23 protein-coding genes and 1 tRNA gene are annotated in these 23,995 nt (G+C 73.2%); 13 read left to right on the forward strand and 11 right to left on the reverse strand.

Going from position 1 to position 23,995, the window contains the following annotated elements:
* Positions 1-6 precede the first annotated feature (6 nt).
* The gene (locus tag AB0B02_RS15520; RefSeq protein WP_281936952.1) at positions 7-342 is read right to left on the reverse strand and encodes a glyoxalase superfamily protein; all 336 of its coding nucleotides are present in this window, start codon (positions 340-342) and stop codon (positions 7-9) included.
* Positions 343-436: 94 nt separating this feature from the next.
* Here AB0B02_RS15520 and AB0B02_RS15525 point away from each other — a divergent pair, with 94 nt between their 5' ends.
* Both AB0B02_RS15525 and AB0B02_RS15530 read left to right on the forward strand, forming a co-directional pair.
* Positions 437-880, forward strand: a complete 444-nt coding sequence (locus AB0B02_RS15525) for a hypothetical protein (RefSeq protein ID WP_357300713.1) — start codon at positions 437-439, stop codon at positions 878-880.
* A gap of 107 nt (positions 881-987) precedes the next feature.
* A complete protein-coding gene (locus AB0B02_RS15530; RefSeq protein ID WP_357300984.1) occupies positions 988-1,419 on the forward strand; it encodes an NUDIX domain-containing protein in 432 nt (143 codons plus the stop codon).
* Here the strand turns inward: AB0B02_RS15530 and AB0B02_RS15535 are convergent.
* The 5 genes from AB0B02_RS15535 to AB0B02_RS15555 form a co-directional block, all read right to left on the reverse strand.
* A tRNA-Val gene (locus tag AB0B02_RS15535) sits at positions 1,376-1,450 on the reverse strand. The genes AB0B02_RS15530 and AB0B02_RS15535 overlap by 44 nt on opposite strands.
* 77 nt (positions 1,451-1,527) lie before the next feature.
* A complete protein-coding gene (locus tag AB0B02_RS15540) occupies positions 1,528-1,995 on the reverse strand; it encodes a peroxiredoxin (RefSeq protein WP_281936959.1) in 468 nt (155 codons plus the stop codon).
* Between the two features lie 8 nt (positions 1,996-2,003).
* Positions 2,004-2,441 (reverse strand): DUF3052 domain-containing protein, encoded by a 438-nt coding sequence (locus tag AB0B02_RS15545; protein WP_107155847.1) that lies wholly within the window; start codon positions 2,439-2,441, stop codon positions 2,004-2,006.
* Positions 2,442-2,552: 111 nt separating this feature from the next.
* A complete protein-coding gene (locus AB0B02_RS15550; protein WP_357300716.1) occupies positions 2,553-5,162 on the reverse strand; it encodes a thiamine pyrophosphate-dependent enzyme in 2,610 nt (869 codons plus the stop codon).
* Between the two features lie 51 nt (positions 5,163-5,213).
* Positions 5,214-5,696 (reverse strand): MarR family transcriptional regulator, encoded by a 483-nt coding sequence (locus AB0B02_RS15555; protein WP_281936965.1) that lies wholly within the window; start codon positions 5,694-5,696, stop codon positions 5,214-5,216.
* Positions 5,697-5,907: 211 nt separating this feature from the next.
* Here AB0B02_RS15555 and AB0B02_RS15560 point away from each other — a divergent pair, with 211 nt between their 5' ends.
* On the forward strand, positions 5,908-7,551 hold the full coding sequence (locus tag AB0B02_RS15560) for an alkaline phosphatase D family protein (protein WP_357300718.1): 1,644 nt from the start codon (positions 5,908-5,910) through the stop codon (positions 7,549-7,551).
* Positions 7,552-7,662: 111 nt separating this feature from the next.
* Here the strand turns inward: AB0B02_RS15560 and AB0B02_RS15565 are convergent, their stop codons facing one another.
* Positions 7,663-8,067 (reverse strand): YjbQ family protein, encoded by a 405-nt coding sequence (locus AB0B02_RS15565; RefSeq protein WP_281936970.1) that lies wholly within the window; start codon positions 8,065-8,067, stop codon positions 7,663-7,665.
* 186 nt (positions 8,068-8,253) lie between these two features.
* On the opposite strand from AB0B02_RS15565, the gene aceE reads away from it, so the two are divergent.
* Positions 8,254-10,998 (forward strand): pyruvate dehydrogenase (acetyl-transferring), homodimeric type, encoded by a 2,745-nt coding sequence (gene aceE / locus AB0B02_RS15570; protein WP_357300721.1) that lies wholly within the window; start codon positions 8,254-8,256, stop codon positions 10,996-10,998.
* 149 nt (positions 10,999-11,147) lie between these two features.
* On the opposite strand, the gene AB0B02_RS15575 is transcribed toward aceE, so the two are convergent.
* Complete coding sequence (locus tag AB0B02_RS15575) at positions 11,148-11,594, reverse strand: SRPBCC family protein (protein ID WP_281936972.1); 447 nt, start codon at positions 11,592-11,594, stop codon at positions 11,148-11,150.
* A 203-nt stretch (positions 11,595-11,797) separates the two neighbouring features.
* Between AB0B02_RS15575 and AB0B02_RS15580 the strand changes: the two genes are divergently transcribed.
* The 3 genes from AB0B02_RS15580 to gltX are packed head-to-tail and all read left to right on the forward strand — an operon-like array spanning position 11,798 to position 15,844.
* Positions 11,798-13,111: a GH1 family beta-glucosidase gene (locus AB0B02_RS15580; protein ID WP_357300986.1), complete on the forward strand. Its 1,314-nt coding sequence runs from the start codon at positions 11,798-11,800 to the stop codon at positions 13,109-13,111.
* Complete coding sequence (locus tag AB0B02_RS15585; protein WP_281936973.1) at positions 13,108-14,385, forward strand: MFS transporter; 1,278 nt, start codon at positions 13,108-13,110, stop codon at positions 14,383-14,385. The genes AB0B02_RS15580 and AB0B02_RS15585 overlap by 4 nt, the downstream gene beginning before the upstream one ends.
* A gap of 49 nt (positions 14,386-14,434) precedes the next feature.
* The gene (gene gltX / locus AB0B02_RS15590; protein WP_357300724.1) at positions 14,435-15,844 is read left to right on the forward strand and encodes a glutamate--tRNA ligase; all 1,410 of its coding nucleotides are present in this window, start codon (positions 14,435-14,437) and stop codon (positions 15,842-15,844) included.
* A gap of 205 nt (positions 15,845-16,049) precedes the next feature.
* Here gltX and AB0B02_RS15595 read toward each other — a convergent pair whose 3' ends face one another.
* Positions 16,050-16,652: a copper resistance CopC family protein gene (locus AB0B02_RS15595; RefSeq protein WP_357300726.1), complete on the reverse strand. Its 603-nt coding sequence runs from the start codon at positions 16,650-16,652 to the stop codon at positions 16,050-16,052.
* A 190-nt stretch (positions 16,653-16,842) separates the two neighbouring features.
* Here AB0B02_RS15595 and AB0B02_RS15600 point away from each other — a divergent pair, with 190 nt between their 5' ends.
* Complete coding sequence (locus AB0B02_RS15600; RefSeq protein WP_107155835.1) at positions 16,843-17,502, forward strand: hypothetical protein; 660 nt, start codon at positions 16,843-16,845, stop codon at positions 17,500-17,502.
* A 7-nt stretch (positions 17,503-17,509) separates the two neighbouring features.
* On the opposite strand, the gene AB0B02_RS15605 is transcribed toward AB0B02_RS15600, so the two are convergent.
* Together AB0B02_RS15605 and AB0B02_RS15610 are read right to left on the reverse strand one after the other, a co-directional pair.
* A complete protein-coding gene (locus tag AB0B02_RS15605; RefSeq protein WP_281938529.1) occupies positions 17,510-18,427 on the reverse strand; it encodes an NADP-dependent oxidoreductase in 918 nt (305 codons plus the stop codon).
* 44 nt (positions 18,428-18,471) lie between these two features.
* Positions 18,472-18,783: a hypothetical protein gene (locus AB0B02_RS15610; RefSeq protein ID WP_357300728.1), complete on the reverse strand. Its 312-nt coding sequence runs from the start codon at positions 18,781-18,783 to the stop codon at positions 18,472-18,474.
* A 140-nt stretch (positions 18,784-18,923) separates the two neighbouring features.
* Here AB0B02_RS15610 and AB0B02_RS15615 point away from each other — a divergent pair, with 140 nt between their 5' ends.
* The 5 genes from AB0B02_RS15615 (at position 18,924) to fabF (ending at position 23,979) form a co-directional block, all read left to right on the forward strand.
* Entirely contained in the window at positions 18,924-20,228 is a 1,305-nt protein-coding gene (locus AB0B02_RS15615) for a helix-turn-helix domain-containing protein (protein WP_308447825.1), read from the forward strand.
* A 78-nt stretch (positions 20,229-20,306) separates the two neighbouring features.
* Positions 20,307-21,479, forward strand: a complete 1,173-nt coding sequence (locus AB0B02_RS15620) for an acyltransferase domain-containing protein (protein WP_281936981.1) — start codon at positions 20,307-20,309, stop codon at positions 21,477-21,479.
* Entirely contained in the window at positions 21,480-22,424 is a 945-nt protein-coding gene (locus AB0B02_RS15625) for a beta-ketoacyl-ACP synthase III (RefSeq protein WP_281936983.1), read from the forward strand. It abuts the gene before it with no gap.
* Between the two features lie 86 nt (positions 22,425-22,510).
* Positions 22,511-22,750, forward strand: coding sequence for an acyl carrier protein (locus tag AB0B02_RS15630; protein ID WP_013735281.1), 240 nt, complete (start codon positions 22,511-22,513; stop codon positions 22,748-22,750).
* Between the two features lie 2 nt (positions 22,751-22,752).
* Positions 22,753-23,979: a beta-ketoacyl-ACP synthase II gene (fabF, locus tag AB0B02_RS15635; RefSeq protein ID WP_281936986.1), complete on the forward strand. Its 1,227-nt coding sequence runs from the start codon at positions 22,753-22,755 to the stop codon at positions 23,977-23,979.
* The last annotated feature ends 16 nt before the right edge of the window (positions 23,980-23,995 follow it).

Raw genomic sequence — 23,995 nt, forward strand, 5'->3', positions numbered from 1 at the left:
GACGACTCACGCCGGCACGGTGCCGACCCGGATCCGGTTGCCGTCCGGGTCGGTGACCACGAAGTCCCGCCCCCAGTCCTGGCTGCCGACCTCGACCCCGCCGCACGCCGCCGCCAGCGCGTCCACGTCGTCGACGTAGAGGTAGACCAGCGTCCCGGGCCGGGCGTCGCCGGCGTGCTCGGACAGGTGGATCTCCATGCCGGGTCGGGCGATGCTGACGTAGCGCGGCAGGTCGGGCGCGAACCGGTGCTCCCACTGCCGGACGAACCCGAGGCGGGCGTACCAGGCGACGGCGGCGTCGGTGTCCCGAACCCGCAGGACGGGGGCCAGTCGTTCGGTCATCCGAGCATTGTGCCCCTCGGGTGTGTCGATCTGCACCGATGTGGGCACCAGAGCCCGGGTGGCGGAGGAACGGGGACCCGGCGCGGAGCCGGTGGTGTTGTTCGCATCGCGGTGGTGGCCGGCGGTGCTCGTACCGCTCGGGCTGCTCGCCCTGACGATCGCGATCGGTCTCCGGCTACGCACCGCTTCGCTGGTTGCGCACACCGGGCTGACCGCTGCCACCGTCATCGCGGCGTGGCGCCAACGCGACGGCGCGTTGCTCGCCGACGACACCGGGTTGCTGATCCGGCACCGGGGACGCGTCACCCGCAGCTACCGCTGGGCGGAGATCCGGGAGGCGGGGTTGACCCGTCCCGGCTTCGGCCGGCTCGCGCTCGCCGTGTTCCCGGACGGCGGCCCGTGGGACGTGCCGGGGCCGAACAGCGCGGCCCTGGTCGGGCGCGTCTGGCAGTGGCGCCGGCCGGACCCGTCGGCCAGGGAGCGGGTGGAGGCGGTGCTGCGTTCCCACGGCGTCCGCATCACCGACCTCCTCTCCTGACGCGGGAGCGATTCGCACGCGATGCCTCTGCTTCTGCCGAACGCCGGGGTCGATCGAGCCCGACACGGACACCACCGCTGTCCCACCCCCGTGTTCCAATCCCGGCCATGCATGTCGTCGTCACCGGGGCGCTCGTGGAGAACGGCGCGGTCCTGCTGGTGCACCGCAGCCCGACCCGCCGGGCCTACCCGGATCTGTGGGATCTCCCCGGCGGGCATGTCGAGGCGGGTGAGTCGGAGCGACAGGCCCTCGCGCGGGAGATGCACGAGGAGATCGGTGTCCACATCGTGGCGGAGTCCTCGTCACGCCTGGGCGAGCTGCGCCTCGGCAGCGGCGAGGACGCCGTTCACGTGGCCGTCTGGCACGTCGGGGCCTGGGTCGGCGCTCCGACCAACTGTGCGCCCGACGAGCATGACGACATCGCCTGGGTGGCGACAGGCGAACTGGGCGGCCTGCCCCTCGTGCACGGCGGCGTGGTGGGGCTGGTCCGGAAGGTGGTGGGCGCGGCAGGTTTCGAACCTGCGACCCCTCGCTTGTAAGGCGAGTGCTCTCCCACTGAGCTACGCGCCCGGAACGCCCGTACGGCGGGCCGGAGCGGCAAGCTTACCTGCCGCCTCCGGCCCGGTCGAACGACGTGCTCGGGTGGCTCAGGCGGCGACTGCCTCGGCCAGCGCCTTGCGCCAGCCCTGCTGGTCGCGCGCCTCGCCGGGCATGTTCATCTCGGCGAAGCGGACCACGCCGGCCTTGTCGATGACGAAGGTGCCCCGGTTGGCGATGCCGGCGACCTCGTTGAAGACGCCGTACGCCTGGGCCACCGCGCCGTGCGGCCAGAAGTCGGCCAGCAGCGGGAACTGGTAGCCCTCCCGGTCGGCCCAGATCTTGTGGGCGTAGACCGAGTCGACGCTGACGGTCAGCACCTGGACGTCGTCGTTGACGTACTCGTTGAGGTTGTCCCGCACCTCGCACAACTCACCCTGGCAGATGCCGGTGAAGGCGAGCGGGTAGAAGACCAGCAGCACGGTCTTGCGACCGCGCAGGTCGGAGAGTCGAACCTCCTGGTTGTTCTGGTCCTTGAGCAGGAAATCCGGCGCCTCGGCGCCAACCGCGATGGGCATGTGTGCTCCTACTTCTTGCTCTTGGACCCGCGCCGGAGCACGAGGCGGGCGCCGCTCCAGTCGCGGCCCGCGTTGATGGTGGAGGTCTGCTGGAGCCCGGCGGTCTGGGCGCTCTCCGCGACCTCGCTCGGCTCGACGTGGCCGTCCCGGCCGGCCTTGGGGGTCAGGAGCCACACCACGCCGTTGTCCGCCAGCGGGCCGAGGGCGTCGACGAGGAGCTCGAAGAGGTCACCGTCGCCGTCCCGGTGCCAGACCAGAACCGCGTCGACCACCTCGTCGGTGTCCTCGTCGACCAGTTCTCCACAGCGGTCGGTCAGGGCGTCCCGGAGATCGGAGTCGACGTCGTCGTCGTAGCCCATCTCCATGACGACCATGCCCGGCTCGATCCCGAACCGGTCCGCCAGGCTGCGTACCCCGTCGGCGGCCTGACCAGCGGTCGCGCTCACTGTCGCGTGCCTCCTCATCTCATCCCTGCCGGCGGCGTCGTGCGACACCGCCGCGCCCAGTCCACACAGTTGCGGCTCGCTGCGCAAGTGGCGCACCGGGTGGAACGGAATTTACCGTGCCAGCAGCGTACGGGCACCCTCGGTAATGGCTTCCTCGGACACCAGAACCTGATGAGCAGCCGGACCTAATGGTACAAACGAGTCAAGAGCGGCCACCCGTCGCGCCGCGCCGACATAACCGGTGTCGACAAGCGTCGCCAGCACCCCCTCGCCCACCCCGCCGGAGCGCCGCGTCTCGTCCACCACCAGCACTCGGCCGGTCGCCGACGCCTCCCGGATGATGTCGGCCACCGGCAGCGGGGCGAGCCAGCGCAGGTCCACCACCCGGGTGCCGACGCCCTCCCCGGCCAGCGTGGCCGCGGCCCGCAGCGACATCCGCACCCCGTTACCGAAGGTGATGATGGTGAGATCGTCGGTGGAGCCGATGCCGTACACCCGGGCGCGGCCGATCGGCACGTGCCGGTCCGCCCAGGCGCCCGGCTCGGCGTACTCGGCCAGCCACTCGCCGTCGCCGTCCGCGTGGAGGTCGCGGGTGTGGTAGAGCGCGATCGGCTCCAGGAAGACGCAGACGGCGCCGTCCACCCGGGCCGCCGCCAGGCAGGTACGCAGCATCGGCGCGGCGTCGTCCGGCCGGGCCGGCACGGCGATCACCAGCCCCGGAACGTCCCGCAGCACCGCCACCGAGTTGTCGTTGTGGAAGTGCCCGCCGAAGCCCTCCTGATACGCCAGGCCGGCCACCCGCACCACCATCGGGTTCCGGAACGCACCCCGGGAGAAGAACCGCATGCTGGCCGCCTCGCCGCGGAGCTGGTCCTCGGCGTTGTGCAGGTACGCCAGGTACTGGATCTCCGGCACCGGCAGCATGCCGGCCAGGCCGGCGCCGAGCCCGAGCCCGAGGATCGAGGTCTCGTCGAGCAGCGTGTCGAACACCCGGGCCACCCCGAACCGGTCCCGCAGTCCCTTGGTCACCCCGTACACCCCGCCCTTGGCGGCCACGTCCTCGCCGAACACGGCCATCTGCGGGTGGTCGAGCATGCCGTCGGCCAGCGCCGCGTTGATGCTCTGCGCCAGCGTCAGCGGCCCGGTCAGCTCCGGCGGCTTCCCGCCGAACGCCTCCGCCCGCGCCCCGGCGCCCGGACCGGCCGCGTGTGCCGCCGCGTCGGCGACCGCCCGGGACACCCGCACCGGCCGGCGCGGCGCCAGCTCCGCCACCACCTCGACCGGGGTGGCCAGTTTCGGCTCGTCCAGCACCTCCTCGGCGATCCGCCGGAGCTGCCAGCCCCGCTCGTCGTACCGGGCGAGCAGTTCCTCGCCACTCGCGTAGCCGCCCGCCACCAGCCGCCGCGCGGTGACCAGCAGCGGGTCCCGTGCCACGTCCGCGGCGATCTCCGCCGGGCTCCGGTACGCGGTCTCCGCGTCCGCGCCGGCATGCCCCATCAGCCGGACCGTGCGCAGGTGCAGCACGGCGGGCCGGCGGTGCCGGCGCACCCAGGCGGTCGCCTCCGCCGCCACCCGGTGGCTCGCCACCACGTCAGTGCCGTCGGCGTCGAAGTAGCGGATGCCGGGCCGGGACCGCAGCATGGCGGCCACCCAGCCCTCGGGCGAGCGCACGCTGATGCCCAGCCCGTTGTCCTCGCAGACGAACAGCACCGGGATCCGCAGGCCGGTGTGGTCGTACCAGCCGGCGGTGTTGAACGCGGCGGTGGCCGTGGCGTGGTTGACCGAGGCGTCGCCGAAGGAGCAGACCACCACGGCGTCCAGCGGCCAGGACGCCACCTCCGGGTCGCCGTCGACGTGTCGTCCGCCCCGCCGGAGCCGTTCCAGGGCCAGCCCCAGGCCGACCGCGCGGGGCAGGTGCGAGGCGATGGTCGAGGTGGTCGGCACGACCGCGAGGTCGGCCCGGCCGAAGACCTTGTGCCGGCCGCCGGCGATCGGCTCCTCGGCGGAGGCGACCATGCCGCGCAGCATGTCCCGCGCCGCGCCCGCGAACGCGTCGTCGAGCGACGGCGACGGCAGACCGGGTACGCCGACCGTCGCGTCGCCGTCCGCGTCCACGGTCACCCCGGCCCCGTCCGGCAGCAGCACCGCGTCGAGGTCGCCGGAGTCCGCCGGCCCGGCCGGCCCGGCCGCGCCGCCGGCGGGGTCACCCGGAGCGGGATCCTGGTGGGAGACGACCCCGGTGGGGTCGCTGCCGGCCCTCGCTCCGCTCGGTGCGGTCACCCATGCGCTGTCGGGCCAGGATCCGTCCGTGTCCCGTGGATCGGAATCCTGCTCCCGGCCGGCGGGCGCGGGTGGCGCGTCGGGTGGGAACTCGCCGGCCGCCTGGGCGGCGCGCAGGCAGTAGAACGCGCCGGACCGGTAGTGCAGCAGTGCCGGGTCGGTCGGCCGCAGCGCGGCGGCCACCGCCGCGTTGCCCTCGTGGCCGGCCGAACCGATCGTGTAGTACCCCTCACCGAAGCCGCGCAGCCAGCGCCCGGCCAGGTCGACCAGCCGGCTGGTGAGCTGCGCGTCGAACAGGGCCAGCGCCTGCGCCCCGGTGAGCGACCCACCGTCGGGTAACGGTTCACGCAGGTCACGCCGCTGGCCGGGCGCGTCGAGCGCGGCCAGGTCGGCTCGGAGCCGGTCGTCGAGATCGTGCGGGGAGGTCACGTCGGACAGCATTACCGACTCAGGCCCGCCTCGCCCAGTCGGACACGTTCCGCCCGGCGCGGCTCAGACCTCGCCGCGCTCCTCCGGGCAGCCGCCGTCGGACACCTTCCAGACCAGGTCACGCAGCGTGGCCAGCTCCGCCGTGCTCAACCCGTCGAGCAGCCGTGAGTCCGACATCACCTGGCGTACCCGCTCCCGGACCTGCCGGCCCCGCGCGGTGACGACGAGCGCCCGCTGCCGCCGGTCGGTCGGGTCGGCCCGGCGCTCGACCAGCCCGGCCTGCTCCAGCTTGTCGGCCAGCCCGGTCACGTTGGAGCGGTCGCAGCCGAGTCGCACGGCCAGGTCGCGGGCCGGCGACGGGTGGTCCGGGTCCAGCTCGTGCAGCGCCCGGGCCGCGGCCGGGGTCAGGCCCAGCGCGGCGATCTCCTCGTCCTGGTGGTGCCGCAGCGCGGCGGCGACGTGCTGGATCCGGCGCACGGCGTCCCCGGCCAGGCCGAGCCGGTCGTCGGCCGGGGACGACGTGCGGGGGACCGGGCGTTGCGCCATGCCGACCATCATACGTGACAGATCAACAATTGACTTCCTCCACTATTGCGGAGCGCACCAGACCCGTACCGTCCGCGCCTGCTCGGCTGACGTCGCCACCTTTCATCCGCCGACCGTTGTTCGGCGGAAAGCGCCCCTGCCCGTCACCTGACGGCCATCGACGATCGCCAGGCTGCCCGGAGTCGACGAACCGGACTCCGGGGAGGAAACCGTGGCACTGTCCCGACGTACCATCCTGCTCAGCGGCGCGGCGCTCGGCGCCGCCGGCGCGGCAGCCGGCCTGCCGGTCGCGGCGGCCGCGGCGCCCGGCCCGCTGCGCCGCGACCCGTTCACGCTCGGGGTGGCCTCCGGCGACCCCGGCCACGACGGTGTCGTGTTGTGGACGCGGCTCGCGCCGGAGCCGCTGGCCGAGGACGGCCTGGGTGGCATGCCGTCCCGGGTGGTGCCGGTGTCCTGGGAGGTGGCCGCCGACGAACGGTTCCGGCACGTGGTGCGCCGAGGGGTACGGCTGGCCCGGCCGGAGTCGGCGCACAGCGTGCACGTCGAACTGGACGGCCTGCTCCCCGGTCGGGAGTACTTCTACCGGTTCCGGGTCGAGCGCTGGCTCTCCCCGGTCGGCCGCACCCGCACCGCGCCGCCGCCCTGGCTGCTGCCGTCCGCGCTGGCCATGGGCTTCGTCTCCTGCTCGCAGTACGAGCACGGCTACTTCACCGCGTACCGGCGGCTGGCCGAGACCGAGCCGGAGCTGATCCTGCATCTCGGCGACTACCAGTACGAGTACGCCAAGGACACGTACACGGTGCCGGGCGGCAACCCGCGCGACCACGAGGGTCCGGAGACCCGGACGCTCGCCAACTACCGGCAGCGGCACGCCCAGTACAAGACCGACACCGACCTCCAGACGGCGCACGCGGTCGCGCCCTGGGTGGTGGTCTTCGACGACCACGAGGTGGAGAACAACTGGGCCGACGAGGTGCCCGAGGCCCCGGACCCGGACTTCCTCGCCCGGCGGGCGGCGGCGTTCCAGGCGTACTACGAGAACATGCCGCTGCGCCGCACCTCGATCCCGCGCGGCATCGACATGCAGCTCTACCGGCGGGTGCGCTGGGGCCGGCTGGCCACGTTCCACATGCTCGACACCCGGCAGTACCGGGACGACCAGGCGTGCGGTGACGGCTACCGGGACTGCGCGGACGCGTCCGACCCGGCCCGGTCGATCACCGGCGCCGCGCAGGAGGCGTGGCTGCTGGACGGCTTCCGCCGCTCGGACGCCCGGTGGGACCTCCTCGGCCAGCAGGTCTTCTTCGCCCAGCGGGACAACAACGCCGGGCCGCTCACGGTCACCAGCATGGACGCCTGGGACGGGTACGTCGCCTCGCGGGACCGGATCACCCGGGGCTGGGTGGCCGCCGGGGTGCGCAACCCGGTCGTGCTCACCGGCGACGTGCACGCGCACTGGGCCAGCGACCTGAAGCTGGACTACGCGGACCCGACGTCGCGCACGGTCGGCAGTGAGCTGGTCTGCTCCTCGATCACCTCGACCGGGGACGGCGCGGACTCGCCGACGGGGTCGCACCCGTGGCTGGCGTTCAACCCGCACCTGCGCTTCCAGAACAATCTGCGCGGCTACGTGCGCACCACGATCACGCCGAAGGAGTTGACCGCGAACTTCGACGTGCTGCCGTACGTGAGCCGGCCGGACGCGCCGGCGTACACCCGGGCCACGTTCGTGGTCGAGGACCGGGTGCCCGGCCTGAACCTGACGTACGACCGGCCGCCGGCCGCCGCGCGGACCGTCGCGCCCGAGGTGGACCAGGGCCGCCAGACCGTAGAGACGGAAACCGCCCGTCCCTGATCCGACCCCTCCCCCCGCCGCTGGACGCTGATACACGGAAAGAGTGGCTGTTCCGCGTCGGATGGCCACTCTTTCCGTGCATCTGGGGCCCCTCTTCGGGGTGGGGTGTAGTCAGGCGGGGAGGAAGGAGAAGCGGATCTGGCGGTCCGGGTTGTCGCCGTTCGGGTCGACCAGGCAGATGGACTGCCAGGTGCCGAGCTGGAGCCGCCCGCCGAGCACCGGCAGCGTCGCGTACGGCGGCACGAACGCCGGCAGCACGTGATCGCGGCCGTGTCCGGGTGACCCGTGCCGGTGCCGCCACCGGTCGTCGGTGGGCAGCAGATCGTCGAGCGCGCGGAGCAGATCGTCGTCCGACCCGGCGCCGGTCTCGATGATCGCCAACCCGGCGGTGGCGTGCGGCACGAAGACGTGCAGCAGCCCGTCGCCGGACCCGGCGACGAACCGTTCGGCCTCGGCCGTGATGTCCCGGACGGTCGGCCGGGCCCCGGTCCGGACGCTGATCACCTCGCTACGCATACGGCGCATTCTGCCGCAGCGGTTCGCTCTCCCGCCCGGCCGGCCGGCACGTCCGTGATCGCACAAAGTTACCGGCGGGTACCTGTGTTCAGCATCGCGTCTGGGGGAGCCGGAGGTGACGACGAGCGCCACGAGGGGGCAGGATGGCGCTAGAGACCTATCCCACACAGAACCGAGGGAACGCCTGTGGCTACGGAACGCAAGCGCCCGGTGATCACCGCTGGTCTGCCGAGCCAGCTTCCGGACATCGACCCTGAAGAGACCAGCGAATGGGTCGAGTCACTCGACGGTGTCATCGACGAGCGCGGAACCAAGCGCGCCCGGTACGTCATGCTGCGCCTGCTGGAGCGGGCCCGCGAGCGCCAGGTCGGGGTGCCGTCGCTGACCACCACCGACTACATCAACACCATCCCGCCGGAGCGGGAACCGTGGTTCCCCGGTGACGAGCACATCGAGCGACGGCTGCGGGCTTACATCAGGTGGAACGCCGCCATGCTGGTGCACCGGGCCCAGCGCCCGGAGATCGGCGTGGGCGGTCACATCTCCACGTTCGCCAGCTCGGCGTCGCTCTACGAGGTGGGCTTCAACCACTTCTTCCGTGGCAAGGAGCACCCGGGCGGCGGCGACCAGATCTACTACCAGGGTCACGCCTCCCCCGGCATGTACGCGCGGGCGTTCCTGGAGGGTCGGCTGAGCGCCGACCAGCTCGACGGCTTCCGGCAGGAGCTGTCGCACCGCGCCGGCTCGCTGCCCTCGTACCCGCACCCGCGGTTGATGCCGGACTTCTGGGAGTTCCCCACCGTCTCCATGGGCCTCGGCCCGCTGAACGCCATCTACCAGGCGCGGTTCAACCGCTACCTGCACCACCGCGGCATCAAGGACACCTCCCAGCAGCACGTCTGGGCGTTCCTGGGCGACGGCGAGATGGACGAGGTCGAGTCGCTCGGCGCGATCGGCGTGGCCGCGCGCGAGGAGCTGGACAACCTCACCTTCGTGATCAACTGCAACCTCCAGCGCCTGGACGGTCCGGTCCGCGGCAACGGCAAGGTCATGCAGGAGCTGGAGGCGTTCTTCCGGGGCGCCGGCTGGAACGTGATCAAGGTGGTCTGGGGTCGGGAGTGGGACCCGCTGCTCGCGGCGGACACCGACGGCGCGCTGGTCAACCTGATGAACACCACGCCCGACGGTGACTACCAGACCTACAAGGCGGAGTCCGGAGCGTACGTCCGGGAGCACTTCTTCGGCCGCGACGCGCGGACCCGCAAGATGGTCGAGCACCTGAGCGACGACGAGATCTGGAACCTCAAGCGGGGTGGCCACGACTACCGCAAGCTCTACGCGGCCTACAAGGCGGCGATGGAGCACACCGGCCAGCCGACGGTGATCCTCGCCAAGACCATCAAGGGCTGGACGCTGGGCTCGCACTTCGAGGGCCGCAACGCCACGCACCAGATGAAGAAGCTGACGCTCGACGACCTGAAGCTGTTCCGCGACCGGCTCTACCTCGACATTCCGGACAAGCAGCTGGAGGAGAACCCCTACCTCCCGCCGTACTACACGCCGGACGAGAAGTCGGACGAGATGGAGTACCTGCGGGAGCGGCGTCGCCAGCTCGGCGGTTTCCTCCCGTCGCGCACCACCGAGCGCAGGACGCTGGCGATCCCGGGCAGCGAGCGGTTCGCCGACGTCAAGCGCGGGTCGGGCAAGCAGAAGGTGGCCACCACGATGGCCTTCGTCCGCCTGCTCAAGGACGTGATGAAGGACAAGGAGTTCGGCAAGCGCTGGGTGCCGATCATCCCGGACGAGGCCCGCACGTTCGGCATGGACTCACTCTTCCCGACCCAGAAGATCTACTCGCCGCACGGCCAGCGCTACACCTCGGTCGACCGGGAGCTGTTCCTGTCGTACAAGGAGTCGACGACCGGGCAGATCCTGCACGAGGGGATCAACGAGGCCGGTTCGGTCGCCTCGTTCACCGCCGCCGGCACGTCGTACGCCACGCACGGCGAGCCGATGATCCCGATGTACATCTTCTACTCGATGTTCGGCTTCCAGCGCACCGGCGACGGGTTCTGGGCGGCGGCCGACCAGATGGCCCGGGGTTTCGTGCTCGGCGCGACCGCCGGCCGGACCACGCTCAACGGCGAGGGTCTCCAGCACGAGGACGGGCACTCGCTGCTGCTCGCCGCCACCAACCCGGCGGTGGTCGCGTACGACGCGGCGTTCGCGTTCGAGCTGGCGCATATCCTGGAGAACGGCCTACACCGGATGTACGGCGAGGCGCAGGAGAACGTCTTCTACTACCTCACCGTCTACAACGAGCCGATCTTCCAGCCGGCCGAGCCGGAGGGCGTGGACACCGAGGGCATCGTCAGGGGCATCTACCGCTACTCGCCGGCGCCGCAGGTGGGCGCGGACGCGCCGAAGGCGAACGTGCTGGCCTCCGGCACCGGCATGCAGTGGGCGCTCAAGGCCCAGCAACTGCTCGCCGAGGACTGGGGCGTGGCCGCCGACGTGTGGTCGGTGACGTCCTGGACCGAGCTGCGCCGCGACGCGGTGGAGTGCGAGGAGCACAACCTGCTCAACCCGGGCGAGGAGGAGCGGGTGCCGTACATCCAGCGCAAGCTGGCCGACGCCGAGGGCCCGAAGGTCGCGGTCAGCGACTGGATGCGCGCGGTACCGGACCTGATCGCGCGCTGGGTACCGGGCGACTACACCTCGCTCGGCACCGACGGCTTCGGCATGTCGGACACCCGGCACGCGTTGCGTCGCCACTTCCACGTGGACGCCGAGTCGGTCGCGGTCGCCACGCTGCGGCAGCTCGCGCTGCGGGGCGCGGTCCCGGCCCACGTGCCGGCCGACGCCGCCCGCAAGTACGCCCTGGACGACGTCACCGCCGCCCCGGTCGGCGAGACCGGCGGCGACAGCTAGCAGTTGAAAGGAAGGGCCCCTTCTTAACGCCTCCGGCAGAGAGGGGCCCCTTCTCACCGCCGACGGCGTGCGAGCACGACGATGGTCCGGCGTCCCTGGTTGGGATGCCGGACCATCGTCGTTGCGGGCGACGCCGGGACTGGACCCGGTCAGCCGACGGCGGCCAGGTCGGTCAGCCGGGCCAGCGAGTCCTCCAGGTCGGCGCCCACCCGGCGCAGGCCGAGCCGCAGCAGTGCGGCCTTGACCGGCCCGGCGGGCCACCGGACGACGATCAGCCGGACCACGGTGCCGCCGGCGTCCTCGTCCGCGGTGAGCTGGACGTAGATCTCGGTACGCGCCTCGGCCCGGGCGCCGGCGCCCTTGGCCCGTTCGCGCCAGCCGATCAACGTCGGTTCCTGATAGGCGATCACTTCGGCCTCGTGCGCGGCGCCGCGTCCGGCCTGGACGAGTTGCCGCCGACCGAACCCCTCCCCGGAGAGGACCTCGGCCGCACGGACCCCCGCCAGCCAGGCCGGCAGCTGCTCGGCGCGCTGCACGACGTCCCAGACCACTTCCACCGGCGCCGCCACGTGTGCGCTGCGTTCCACGAGGATCATGAGCGTCTTTCCCCCACTTAAAACTACATCCGCGATATTCGGCACTCTATGTGTAAATCGGACTTAAGCGGACGGGATCGGCGAAGACACGCCGAAACGCCCCGGCGTCACCCACCGTCCCGGCCTATGGCGTGGCGTTCTCCCGAGCCCTAGAGTCGCGAACACGCTTCACGTATTGGGAGGGCGAATTGACGACCGTGCCGATGCCCGACTTCCCCGCCGGCTTCCGCTGGGGGGTGTCCACCTCCGCGTACCAGATCGAGGGCGCGACCACGGTCGACGGCCGGGGACCGTCCATCTGGGACACGTTCGCCCACGAGCCGGGCCGGATCGTCGACGGCAGCACCGGCGACGAGGCGTGCGACCACTACCACCGGCACGCCGAGGACACCGCGCTGCTGGCCGGGCTGGGCGTGTCCGCGTACCGGTTCTCGGTCGCCTGGCCCCGCGTCCAGCCCACCGGCGCCGGCCCGGCGCACGCGGCCGGGCTGGACTTCTACGACCGGCTGGTGGACGGCCTGCTCGCCGCCGGCGTCGACCCGGTCGCCACGCTCTTCCACTGGGACCTGCCGCAGGCGCTGGAGGACGCCGGCGGCTGGCTGAACCGGGACACCGCCGCCCGCTTCGCCGAGTACGCCGACCTGACCGCGACCCGCCTCGGCGACCGGGTGAAACTCTGGATCACGCTCAACGAGCCGTTCATCCACATGAGCCTCGGGCACGGCATCGGCACCCACGCGCCCGGCCGGATGCTGCTCTTCGACGCCTTCCCGGTGGCCCACCACCAGCTCCTCGGGCACGGCCTGGCGGTCGCCGCGCTGCGCGCCCGCACCGCGAGCCCGGTGGCGATCGCCAACAACTACTCGCCGGTGCGGCAGGTCGGGGACACCGACGCCGACCGGGCCGCCGCGCAGGCGTACGACGCGCTGCACAACCTGCTCTTCACCGACCCGCTGCTCGGCCGCGGCTACCCCGACGCGCCCGGCCTCGACCCGGCCGTGATCCACGACGGCGACCTGGACGTGCTGGCCGCCCCGATCGACGTGCTCGGCGTGAACTACTACAACCCGACCGGCATCCGGGCCCCCGAGGAGGGCTCGCCGCTGCCGTTCGAGATGGTGCCGCTGGACGGGTACCCGCGCACCGCGTTCGACTGGCCGGTGGCCCCGGACGGGCTGCGCGAGCTGCTGCTCCAACTCCACGACCGGTACGGCGACGCGTTGCCGCCGGTCCAGGTCACCGAGAGCGGCTGCGCGTACGACGACGTGCCGGACGCGCAGGGCCGGGTGGACGACCCGGACCGGATCGCCTACCTGGACGGGCACGTGCGCGCGGTGCACGAGGCGATCACCGCGGGGGTGCCGGTGACCGGGTACTTCGTCTGGTCGCTGCTGGACAACTGGGAGTGGGCCGAGGGGTTCACCAAACGGTTCGGCCTGGTGCACGTCGACTACCCCACGCAGCGGCGTACCCCGAAGTCGTCGTACGCCTGGTTCCGGGACCTGGTCCGGCGATGACCACGGTGAACCCGACGCCGGCCTCGCTGCCGGCGGCGCTCGCCGAGCCGACCGTGCCGGTCCGGCGGAGCTGGATCGCGCTGATCTTCGCCGCCAACCTGGGCGTCTGGATGGCGTTCTTCACGCCGATCCAGGTGCTGCTGCCGCAGCAGGTGGAACGCATCGCGCCGGGCGACAAGGAGGCCATGCTGGCGGTGGTCACCGGCCTCGGCGCGCTCGCCGCGGTGCTGGCCAACCCGCTGGCCGGGGCGTTGTCCGACCGGACCTCGCTGCGGCTGGCGAACCGGCACTTCGGCCGTCGGCACGTCTGGACCGCGACCGGCGCGGTGGTCGGCGCGTTCGCGCTGGTGCTGCTGGCGCGGCAGGACAGCATCGCCGGCGTGGCGGTGGCCTGGGTGGCCGCGCAGGTCTGCTTCAACGCCATGCTGGCCAGCCTCACCGCCGCGATCCCGGACCGGGTGCCGGTGGCGCAGCGCGGCGGCGTCTCCGGCTGGGTGGGCATCCCGCAGGCGCTGGGCCTGGTGCTCGGCGCGGTGCTGGTCACCGCCGTGGTCACCGGCAACGCCGCCGGGTACGCCGCGATCGCGCTGGCCGTGCTGCTGCTGTCGCTACCGTTCGCGCTGCTCACCCAGGACGACCCGCTGCCCCGGGAGCACCGGACGCCGCTGCGGGCGCGCGCCCTGCTCGCCTCGATGTGGATCAGCCCGCGTCGTCACCCCGACTTCGCCTGGGCCTGGTTCACCCGGTTCCTGGTGCAGTTGGGCAACGCGCTCGGCACGCTCTACCTGCTGTATTTCCTCACCGACGGGGTGCGGGTGGCCGACCCCGAGGGCTCGCTGCTGGTGCTGATCCTGCTCTACACGGTCGGCATGATGCTCACCGCCGTGGTGGCCGGGCGGCTCTCCGACCGCTCCGGCCGGCGCAAGGTCTTCGTGATCGTGTCCGGGCTGATCATGGCGGTGGCGGCGACGCTGCTCGCGGTGGCGCCGGTCTGGTCGATGGCGATCGTCGCCGCGCTGCTGCTCGGCGCCGGTTACGGCGTCTACCTGGCGGTGGACGCCGCGTTGATCACCCAGGTGCTGCCGGCCGCCACCGACCGGGCCAAGGACCTCGGCGTGATCAACATCGCCAACTCCGCGCCGCAGGTGCTGGGGCCGGCGGTCTCCGCCCCGATCGTGGTGCACCTGGGCGGCTACCCGACGCTCTACGCGGTGACCGCGGCCGTCACGCTGCTCGGCAGCGCGCTCGTCGTGAAGATCAGGGCGGTGCCCTGACCGGGCCCCCTGCCGGAAAGCGGTCGCGGCCCGCCGTAGGCTGGGGGACGTGACGGTACGTGTACGCTTCGCCCCCTCCCCGACCGGAATGTTCCACGTCGGCGGCGCCCGCTCGGCGTTGCAGAACTGGATCTTCGCCAAGCAGCAGGGCGGGGTGTTCGTGCTCCGCGTCGAGGACACCGACGCGGCCCGCAACCGGCCCGAGTGGACCGAGGGCATCCTCTCCGCGCTCGACTGGATCGGCATCACCCGCGGCAGCTACGAGGGCCCCTACTTCCAGTCCTCGTACGCGGGCGAGCACCGCGCCGCCGCGCAGCGGCTGTACGAGGCCGGCCGGGCGTACTACTGCGACTGCACCCGCGACGACGTGCAGGCGCGTACCGGCTCGCAGCACCGGGGCTACGACGGCTTCTGCCGCGACCGGGGCCTGTCCGCCGGCGAGGGCCGGGCGCTGCGCTTCCGCACCCCGGACGAGGGCGAGACCGTGGTGGTCGACCTGATCCGGGGCGAGCCGACGTTCGAGAACAAGCTGATCGAGGACTTCGTCATCGCCCGGGGCGACGGCTCGCCGGTCTTCCTGCTGGCCAACGTGGTCGACGACATGACCATGGGGATCACCCACGTGATCCGGGCCGAGGAGCACCTGCCGAACACCCCGAAGCAGCAGTTGCTCTGGGACGCGCTCGGCGTCAAGCCGCCGGTCTGGGCGCACGTGCCGGTGGTGGTCAACGAGAAGCGGCAGAAGCTGTCCAAGCGGCGGGACAAGGTCGCCCTGGAGGCGTACCGGGACGAGGGCTACCTCGCCGACGCGATGCGTAACTACCTGATGCTGCTCGGCTGGGCGCCGTCGGGTGACCGGGAGATCGTGCCCTGGTCGGTGATCGAGGACGAGTTCCGGCTCGACGAGGTCAACCCCTCCCCCGCCTTCTTCGACGAGAAGAAGCTGCGCGCCTTCAACGGGGAGTACATTCGCGCCCTGCCGGTGGAGGAGTTCGTCGCCGCGTGCCAGCCGTGGCTCACCGGCACCGACACGATCGCCCCGCCGCCGTGGCAGCCGGCCGAGTTCGACCCGGCCGCGTTCGCCGCGGTGGCCCCGCTGGCGCAGACCCGGATCGCGGTGCTCAGCGAGATCGTGCCGAACGTCGACTTCCTCTTCCTGGCCGACCCGCTGATCGACGAGGCGGCTTGGGCGAAGGCGATGAAGGAGGGCGCCGCCGAGCTGCTGGACGCCGCGATCGCCGCGTTCGACACGCTGGCGACCTGGGACGCCGAGTCGCTGAAGGCCACGCTGGAGGCGGTCGGCGCGGAGCGCGGGTTGAAGCTGGGCAAGGCGCAGGCGCCGGTCCGGGTGGCGGTCACCGGCCGCACCGTCGGGCTGCCGCTGTTCGAGTCGATCGAGGTGCTCGGCCGCGACCGAACGCTGACCCGGCTGCGCGCCGCCCGGGTACGCCTGGTCTGAGCCCGGGGGTGACGCCCCCGGCGTGTCGTCCGGGCGTGTCGCGCGCCGGAAACGTTGCCCTTTCGGGCGTCATGCCTCCTGGTCATATTTATGACCAGGAGGCATGACGAGATGCGGTAGAGGTCTCTCCCGTCCCGTCACGCACGGTGACCGGGCGAGCGGACGCCCGCCGCGGATCCGGCCTGCCGCCGGGTGCCCGACCCGGTCAGCCGCGGGCAGCGCGGCGACGCAGCAGCAGGCCACCGCCCAGCGCGGCCAGCACCACGACCGCGCCGGCCGCCCAGAGCCAACCCGAACCCCCGTCGTCGTCCCCGGCGGCGGCCGCGGGCGTCGGGCTCGCCGGCGACGGCGCGGCGCTCGTGGGCGCCGTCGCGGTCGTCGGTGGGGCGCTCGCGGACGTCGCCGGCGTCTCGGCCGGGGTGCCGGTGGTCAGCGTGAACCGGATCTCGCCCTTGATCGGATGCCCGTCGTCGGACGCGAGCCGGTAGGCCACGATGTAGAGCCCGGCCGCGGCGGGCTTGAAGGGCACGCTCACCCGCTTCCCGGAGAAGGTCGGCGGTCCGCCCGCGGCGACCACGTTGTCCGGCCCGGTGACGGTGACCGTCGTGCCGGCCTCCTTCGGTGTGGCCAGGAACCGCAACTCGATGCGCTTCGGCGCGGCGGCCACGCGGGCCCCGTTGGCCGGGTCGCTGCCGGTCAACGAGTTGTGCGCGGCGGCCGGCGCGGCCGGCAACAGCAGCGACACCCCCGCCGCCAGCCCGAGCACCGCCAGCCAGGTACGTGTCGTACGGGCAACCCTGCCCCCCATGAGCCCCTCCGTCCGGGTAAGATCCGGCCGCTGATCTTCGACCGTTCATTGGTCGGTCTCAGCTCGCAGATAGTTCCAAATACTCTTCCACCTACTGCAACCACGCGACGTTCTGCGGAGTCTTTTGGGTGGGCGGGTCCAGTGTGACCGGCAGCGGAAGCCAGCCATCGAACGGGGCGAGGAGGCGGCGATGGTCCGGAAGGTGAGGCGGCTGCTGACCGTCGTGGCCGGGGCGGCGGTGCTGGCGTGCACGCTGGCCCTCACCGGCACGACGGCGGCCCAGGCCGCGCCGAAGCCGAAGCTCGCCCCGGCCGGGGTGGACATCACCGGCGACCAGCTCGACCAGCCGTTGCAGTTGCGGGCCGACACCAAACCGGCCGAGGTCACCATGATCGTCGACCAGGTCAAGTGGCTGGGGACGACCGGTCAGCTCCGCGGCCCGGCGGCCAAGGACCTCGGTCCGAAGTACACGGTGGTGGTGCTCGCCGCCGGCAGCCCGCAGCACACCTACGACCTCTTCCCGCTGGCCAAGGGCGGTCCCCGGGTCTACCGGCCGGCCAAGCAGCCCGACCTGAGCCACCCCCGGGCCGGCTGGTTCTTCGGGCGCCTCAACATGTCCGAGACGCTGCGCGCCGTCGGGGTGCCGCTGGCGCCCCGGTTCGACACGCTCTCCGGCGGCATCGGCGGCGGCGAGCGCGTCCTGCCGGAGGAGGCGCTCGACCCGGCGGAGGGCCTCGACACCGCGCTCGGCGAGTTGCAGCGCCTGCTGCTGCTCAACATCGGCGTGGTGTTGGTCATCACCGTCGGGCTGGCCGGCATCGCGCTCCTGGTGCGCCGCCGCACCCGCTGAGCCCGGCTCAGACGGTCAGCACGACCTTGCCCCGGACGTGCCCCGCCTCCACCAACCGCTGCGCCTCGGCGGCCTCGGTGAGCGGGAACGCCCGGGCCACGTGCACGGTGAGCCGGCCGGCGTCGACCAGCCCGGCGAGCACCCCCAGGTCGGCCGACGACGGCTTGACGAAGACGTACGCGCCGCCGAGGCGGGTCACGTGCTCCGGGTCGGCGGTGGAGACCAGCCGCCCCGGCCGGCCGATCAGCTCGGCGGAGGCGTCCAGCGCGTCGCCCCCGAACAGGTCCAGCACCACGTCGACGCCGTCCGGCGCGACCGCGCGGACCCGGTCCGGCAGGCCGTCGCCGTAGCTGACCGGCTCCGCGCCCAGCGACCGGACGAAGTCGTGGTTCGCCTCGCTCGCCGTGCCGATCACCCGGTCGGCGCCGAGCGCGCGGGCCACCTGCACCGCGAGGTGTCCCACCCCGCCGGCCGCACCGTGCACCAGCACGGTGTCACCGGCGCCGGTGCGGGCCAGTTGCAACGCCTGGTAGGCGGTGAGCCCGGCCAGCGGCAGGCCGGCCGCCTCCGGCCAGGACGCCCGCACCGGCTTGTCGGCCAGGCACCGCTCCGGGGCCGGGACCAGTTCCGCGTACGTGCCGTGCTGCACGTCGTCGCGACGGACGTAGCCGATCACCTCGTCACCGACGGCGAACCCGGACACCGCCGGACCGACCGCCTCCACCACGCCTGCGGCGTCCCACCCCGGCACCAGCGGGAAGTGGGTCGGGAACGCGCCGGCCAGGTGCCCCGCCCGGACCTTCCAGTCGACCGGGTTGACCCCGGCGGCCCGCACCCGCACCAGGACCGTGTCCGGACCGACCGGCGGGGTGGGCAGCTCACGAACGGTGAGCAGGTCGGCCGGGCCGTACTCGTCGATCGCCATCGCCTTCACCCACCCACGCTAACCGCCGGACGGGCCCCGCGTGGTCAGCACCAGCGGCGCGGCGGCCGTTCCCGGCGGCTCGTGCGGTTGCCGGGGCGCACCGCGCCGTGCCGGTGGCCACCCGCCCAGCCGGCCTGGTCGCTGCGGCAGCCCTGGGTCGGCGCCGGGTCGACCGTGGGACCGGCCGGCTCGACGACCCGCTGACGCGGTGCCGCCGACTCGTCGTCGGCGCGCTCCGGCGACCGCCCGGCGGCCGGCTCACCCGGATGGGTCAGACCCGCCCGGCGCGGCTGGTCGTGGCCCGGCCGGCAGTGCTCGTGCTGGGCGCAGCCGTGTTCGGCCTCCCCGTGCGCCATCCCGGTCCCCCTCACCCTTCGCCCTCGCCCGTCGGACGGAACGCCCCGACGCGCTCTGACACCGTACTGGCCCGGCCCGACGAGATCGTCAGCGCGTACCGGTGCGGACCGCCCGTCCGCGGCGCCGCCGCGGACTCGGAGTGGATCCGCTGGTCAGGCCGTGTCAGGCTGGTGCGGTGAGTGAACCGGGCGGTACCGAGACGTCGGCCACGCTGCGCCGCATCGAGCGGGCCGCGGGGAGCCTGGCCACCGCCAGCGTGGCCCGGATGGACGAGAGTCTGCTGTGGTTCCGCGAGCTGCCGGCCGACCAGCGTTCCTGGGTGATGCTGGTGGCCCAGGCCGGCGTGCGGTCACTGGTGCAGTGGCTGCGCCAGGGCGGCGGCGCGACCGACCGCACCCAGGAGGTGTCGGACGAGGTCTTCGCCGCCGCACCGGTGGCGCTCGCCCGCTCGATCAGCCTCCAGCAGACCGTGGCGCTGATCAAGGTGACCATCGAGGTCGTCGAGGAGCAGGTGTCCGAGCTGGCCGTGCCGGGCGAGGAACAGTCGCTGCGGGAGGCGGTGCTGCGGTTCTCCCGCGAGATCGCGTTCGCCGCCGCCCGGGTGTACGCCCGGGCCGCCGAGACCCGGGGCTCCTGGGACGCCCGGTTGCAGGCGTTGCTGGTGGACGCGCTGCTGCGCGGCGACTCGCCGGACGTGCTGGCCAGCCGCGCCGCCGCGCTGGGCTGGTCGGACGCGCCGCCGGTGGCGGTGGCGGTGGGCCGCTCCCCCGGCGGTGAGGTGTCGGCCGTCCTGCACACCGTCTACCGGCAGGCCCGCCGGATCGGCGTCGAGGTGATCGGTGGCGTGCACGGCGACCGCCTGGTGATCGTGCTGGGCGGGGCGGCCGATCCGCTGGCGGCCACCGGGAAGCTGCGTACCGCGTTCGGCGACGGGCCGGTGGTGGTCGGTCCGGCGGTGCCCAGCCTCGACGAGGCGACCGAGTCCGCGCGGGCGGCGCTCGCCGGGTTCCGGGCCGCGCCGGCCTGGCCGACCGCGCCGTGCCCGGTCGCCGCCGGCGAACTGCTGCCCGAACGGGCGCTGGCCGGCGACGCCGAGGCGCGCCGCCGGCTGCGCCACGACGTGTACGCGGCGCTGGCCCGCGCCGGCGGCGGCGAACTGCTGGAGACGCTCGACGCGTTCTTCGCCGCCGGCGGCACGCTGGAGAGCGCGGCGCGGGCGCTGTTCGTGCACCCGAACACGGTGCGTTACCGGCTGAAGCGGATCGCCGAGGTGACCGGGTTCTCGCCGCTCGCCCCGCGGGACGCCTTCGCGCTCCAGGTCGCGTTGACCGTCGGTCGGCTCGACCCGGTGGTCCCGGCCGTCACGCCGGTCCCGAACCAGACAGCGAGCCCAGCCGGTCGGAAAGTGGCCCAGAGCGGCGACGACCGGCGCCGATCTTTGTAGGTTTCCTCTAAAGCTTCTAGTGCGGTTTGGTGCCGTGCGTTACAGCGCGACCCGCGAGTATCCGTCAGAGTCGTACACGTGCTCGCCGTACTCTCCCCCGGACAGGGTTCACAGAAGCCCGGTTTCCTGAACCCATGGCTCGACCTCGCCGGCGCCGAGGCGCGCCTGCGCTGGTGGTCGGCGCTGGCCGGGGTCGACCTGATCCACCTCGGCACCGAGGCGGACGCGGACGAGATCAAGGACACCGCCCGCACCCAGCCGCTGCTGGTCGCCGCCGCGCTGCTCGCCGCCGAGCACCTGCCGATGCACGACGTCCGGGTCGTCGCCGGGCACAGCGTCGGCGAGCTGGGCGCCGCCGCGCTGGCCGGGGTGCTGCCCGCCGAGGCGGCCGTGACGCTCGCCGGCGTACGCGGCCGGGAGATGGCCGCCGCCTGCGCGCTGGAGCCGACCGGGATGGCCGCCGTGCTCGGCGGCGACCCGGACGAGGTGCTCGCCGCACTGGAGACGCACGGCCTGCACCCGGCCAACCGCAACGGCGCCGGCCAGATCGTCGCCGCCGGCGCGATCGCCGGGCTGGAGAAGCTCGCCGTCGAACCGCCGACCCGGGCACGGGTCATCCGGCTCAAGGTGGCCGGCGCGTTCCACACCCCGTACATGGCCCCGGCCGAGACCGCGCTGGCCGGCGTGGCCGGCGGCGTCACCGTCGCCGACCCGGCCCGCGTTCTGCTGTCCAACCTCGACGGCGCCCCGGTCGGGTACGGCCGGGAGGCGGTGCAGCGGCTGGTCCGGCAGGTGACCGCCCCGGTCCGCTGGGACCTGTGCATGCGCACCCTGGTCGACCTCGGCGTCACCGGCGTGGTCGAACTGCCGCCGGCCGGCACGCTGGCCGGTCTGGTCAAGCGGGAGCTGAAGGGGGACGGGGCACCGGAGATCGTCACCCTGAACACGCCCGACGACCTGCCCGCCGCGCGGAGCCTGATCGCCCGGCACGGCGGTGGCGGCGTCGCCCGCCCGCCGGCGTCTGGTTTCCGGGTGGTGGTCTCCCCCGCCGCCGGCGTCTTCACGCCGGTGGCCGAGCTGACCGAAGGCGCCGGTGTGCACGCCGGCCAGGTCGTCGGCCACGTCGCCGCCCGGCAGGGGCGGGTCGAGGTGACCGCGCACGACAGCGGGCTGCTCACCGAGTGGCTCGCGCACCACGACGACCCGGTCGCCCCGGGCCAGCCCCTCGTCCGCATCGGAGGATCGCACTAAATGGCCGGCAGCCGGATCGCCGCGATGGGGCACTACCAGCCCTCCCGCGTGGTCACCAACGACGAGCTCGCACAGTTCGTCGACACCAACGACGAGTGGATCCGGGACCGGGTCGGCATCGCCACCCGGCGGATCGCCGGCGAGGAGACCGTGGCCGACATGGCCACCGCCGCCGCCGGCAAGGCGCTGGCCAGCTCCGGCCTCACCGCCGCCGACATCGACCTCGTCGTGGTGGCGACCTGCACGTCGGTGGACCGCAGCCCGAACGTGGCCTGCCGGGTCGCCGCGAAGCTGGGCATCAACGCGCCGGCGGCGTACGACCTCAACACCGCCTGCTCCGGTTTCGCGTACGCGCTCGGCACGGTGGACCACGCGATCCGGGCCGGCGCGGCGCGCAACGCGCTGGTGATCGGCGCGGAGAAGCTCTCCGACGTGACCGACTGGACCGACCGGTCGACCTGCATCATCTTCGGCGACGGCGCCGGCGCGGCGGTGGTCACCGCGACCGCCGACGACGAGCCGACCGGGATCGGGCCGGTGGTGTGGGGCTCCGCGCCGGAGAAGGGCGACGCGGTGCGGATCGAGGGCTGGCGTCCGTACATCGCGCAGGAGGGGCAGTCGGTGTTCCGCTGGGCCACCACCGCGCTGGCCCCGCTGGCGCTCCAGGCCTGCGAGCGGGCCGGGGTGGCCCCGTCGGAGCTGGCCGCGTTCGTGCCGCACCAGGCCAACGCGCGGATCATCGACGGCATCGCCAAGCGGCTGAACATCCCGGACGCGATCATCGCCAAGGACATCGTCGAGTCCGGCAACACGTCGGCGGCGAGCATTCCGCTGGCCCTGTCGAAGATGGTCGAGCGACGCGAGGTGCCCGCGGGCGCCCCGGTGCTGCTGTTCGGCTTCGGCGGCGGCCTGACCTACGCCGGTCAGGTCGTGCGCTGCCCCTGATGACCCCCTCGGGCGCGAACGCGCTCCAGGTGCGGTGACCGGCGTCGCCGGCCGCCGAGAAACCCCGATGAGAGGAACCAACCGCAATGACCCGTGACGAGATCACCGCCGGCCTCGCCGAGATCCTCGAAGAGGTTGCCGGGGTGAGCCCGGACGACGTGGCCGAGGGGAAGTCCTTCACCGACGACCTCGACGTCGACTCGCTCTCCATGGTGGAGGTCGTGGTGGCGGCCGAGGAGAAGTTCGGCGTCAAGATCCCGGACAACGAGGTGCAGAACCTGAAGACCGTCGGGGACGCGGTCAGCTACATCGAGGCGCAGTCCTGATCATGAGTCGCCCCGACGTCGTCGTCACCGGGCTCGGCGCGACGACCCCGCTCGGCGGGGACGTCGCGTCGACCTGGGACGCCATGCTGACCGGCCGCTCCGGGGTGAGTGCGCTCACCCAGGAGTGGGCCGGGCAACTGCCCGTCCGGATCGCTGCCCAACTGGCGGTGGACCCGGCCGAGGTGCTGGACCGCGTGAAGCTGCGCCGGCTGGACCGCTCCCAGGCGATCGCCCTCATCGCCGCGCGGGAGGCCTGGGCGGACGCCGGGCTGGCCGACGCCGGGCCGGACCCGGAACGGCTGGCCGTCAGCGTCGGCTCGGGCATCGGCGGCGCCACCACCTTGCTCGCCCAGGACGACATCCTGGAGGCGTCCGGACCGCGACGGGTCTCCCCGCACACGGTGCCGATGCTGATGCCGAACGGCCCGGCCGCCTGGGTCGGGCTGGAACTGGGCGCCAAGGCCGGGGTGCACTCGTTGGCCAGCGCCTGCGCGACCGGCGCGGAGGCGATCTCGCTGGGGCTGGACATCATCCGCGCCGGCCGCGCCGACGTGGTGGTGGTCGGCGGCACCGAGGCGGTCATCCACCCGCTGCCGATCGCCGGCTTCGCCTCGATGCGGGCCATGTCGACCCGCAACGACGAGCCGGAGAAGGCGTCCCGACCGTGGGACAAGGCCCGGGACGGCTTCGTGCTCGGCGAGGGCGCGGGCGTGCTGGTGCTGGAGCGCGCCGACCACGCCGCCGCCCGCGGTGCCCGCGTCTACGCGCGCCTGGCCGGCGCCGGGGTCACCTCCGACGCGTACGACATGGTGCAGCCGCACCCGGAGGGCGAGGGCGCGATCCGGGCCATCACCCGGGCGCTCGCCGACGCGGACATGGCCGGACGGGACATCGTGCACGTCAACGCGCACGCCACCTCCACGCCGGTCGGCGACATGCTGGAGATCGGCGCGCTGCGCGAGGCGATCGGTGACCACCCGCTGCTCACCGCCACCAAGTCGATGACCGGGCACCTGCTCGGCGCGGCCGGCGCGTTGGAGTCGATCGCCACCATCCTGGCCATCCGGGACGGGGTCGTGCCGCCCACGGTCAACCTGGACGACCCGGACGACGGCCTCAGCCTGGAGGTGGCCGCGCACAAGGCCCGGCACCTGGAGATCCCGGCCGCGCTGAACAACGCGTTCGGCTTCGGCGGGCACAACGTGGCGCTGGTCTTCACCCGCCCCTGAACCAGGTCTGCAAGGA

Source organism: Micromonospora sp. NPDC049240 (assembly GCF_040647835.1).
Lineage (GTDB): Bacteria > Actinomycetota > Actinomycetes > Mycobacteriales > Micromonosporaceae > Micromonospora.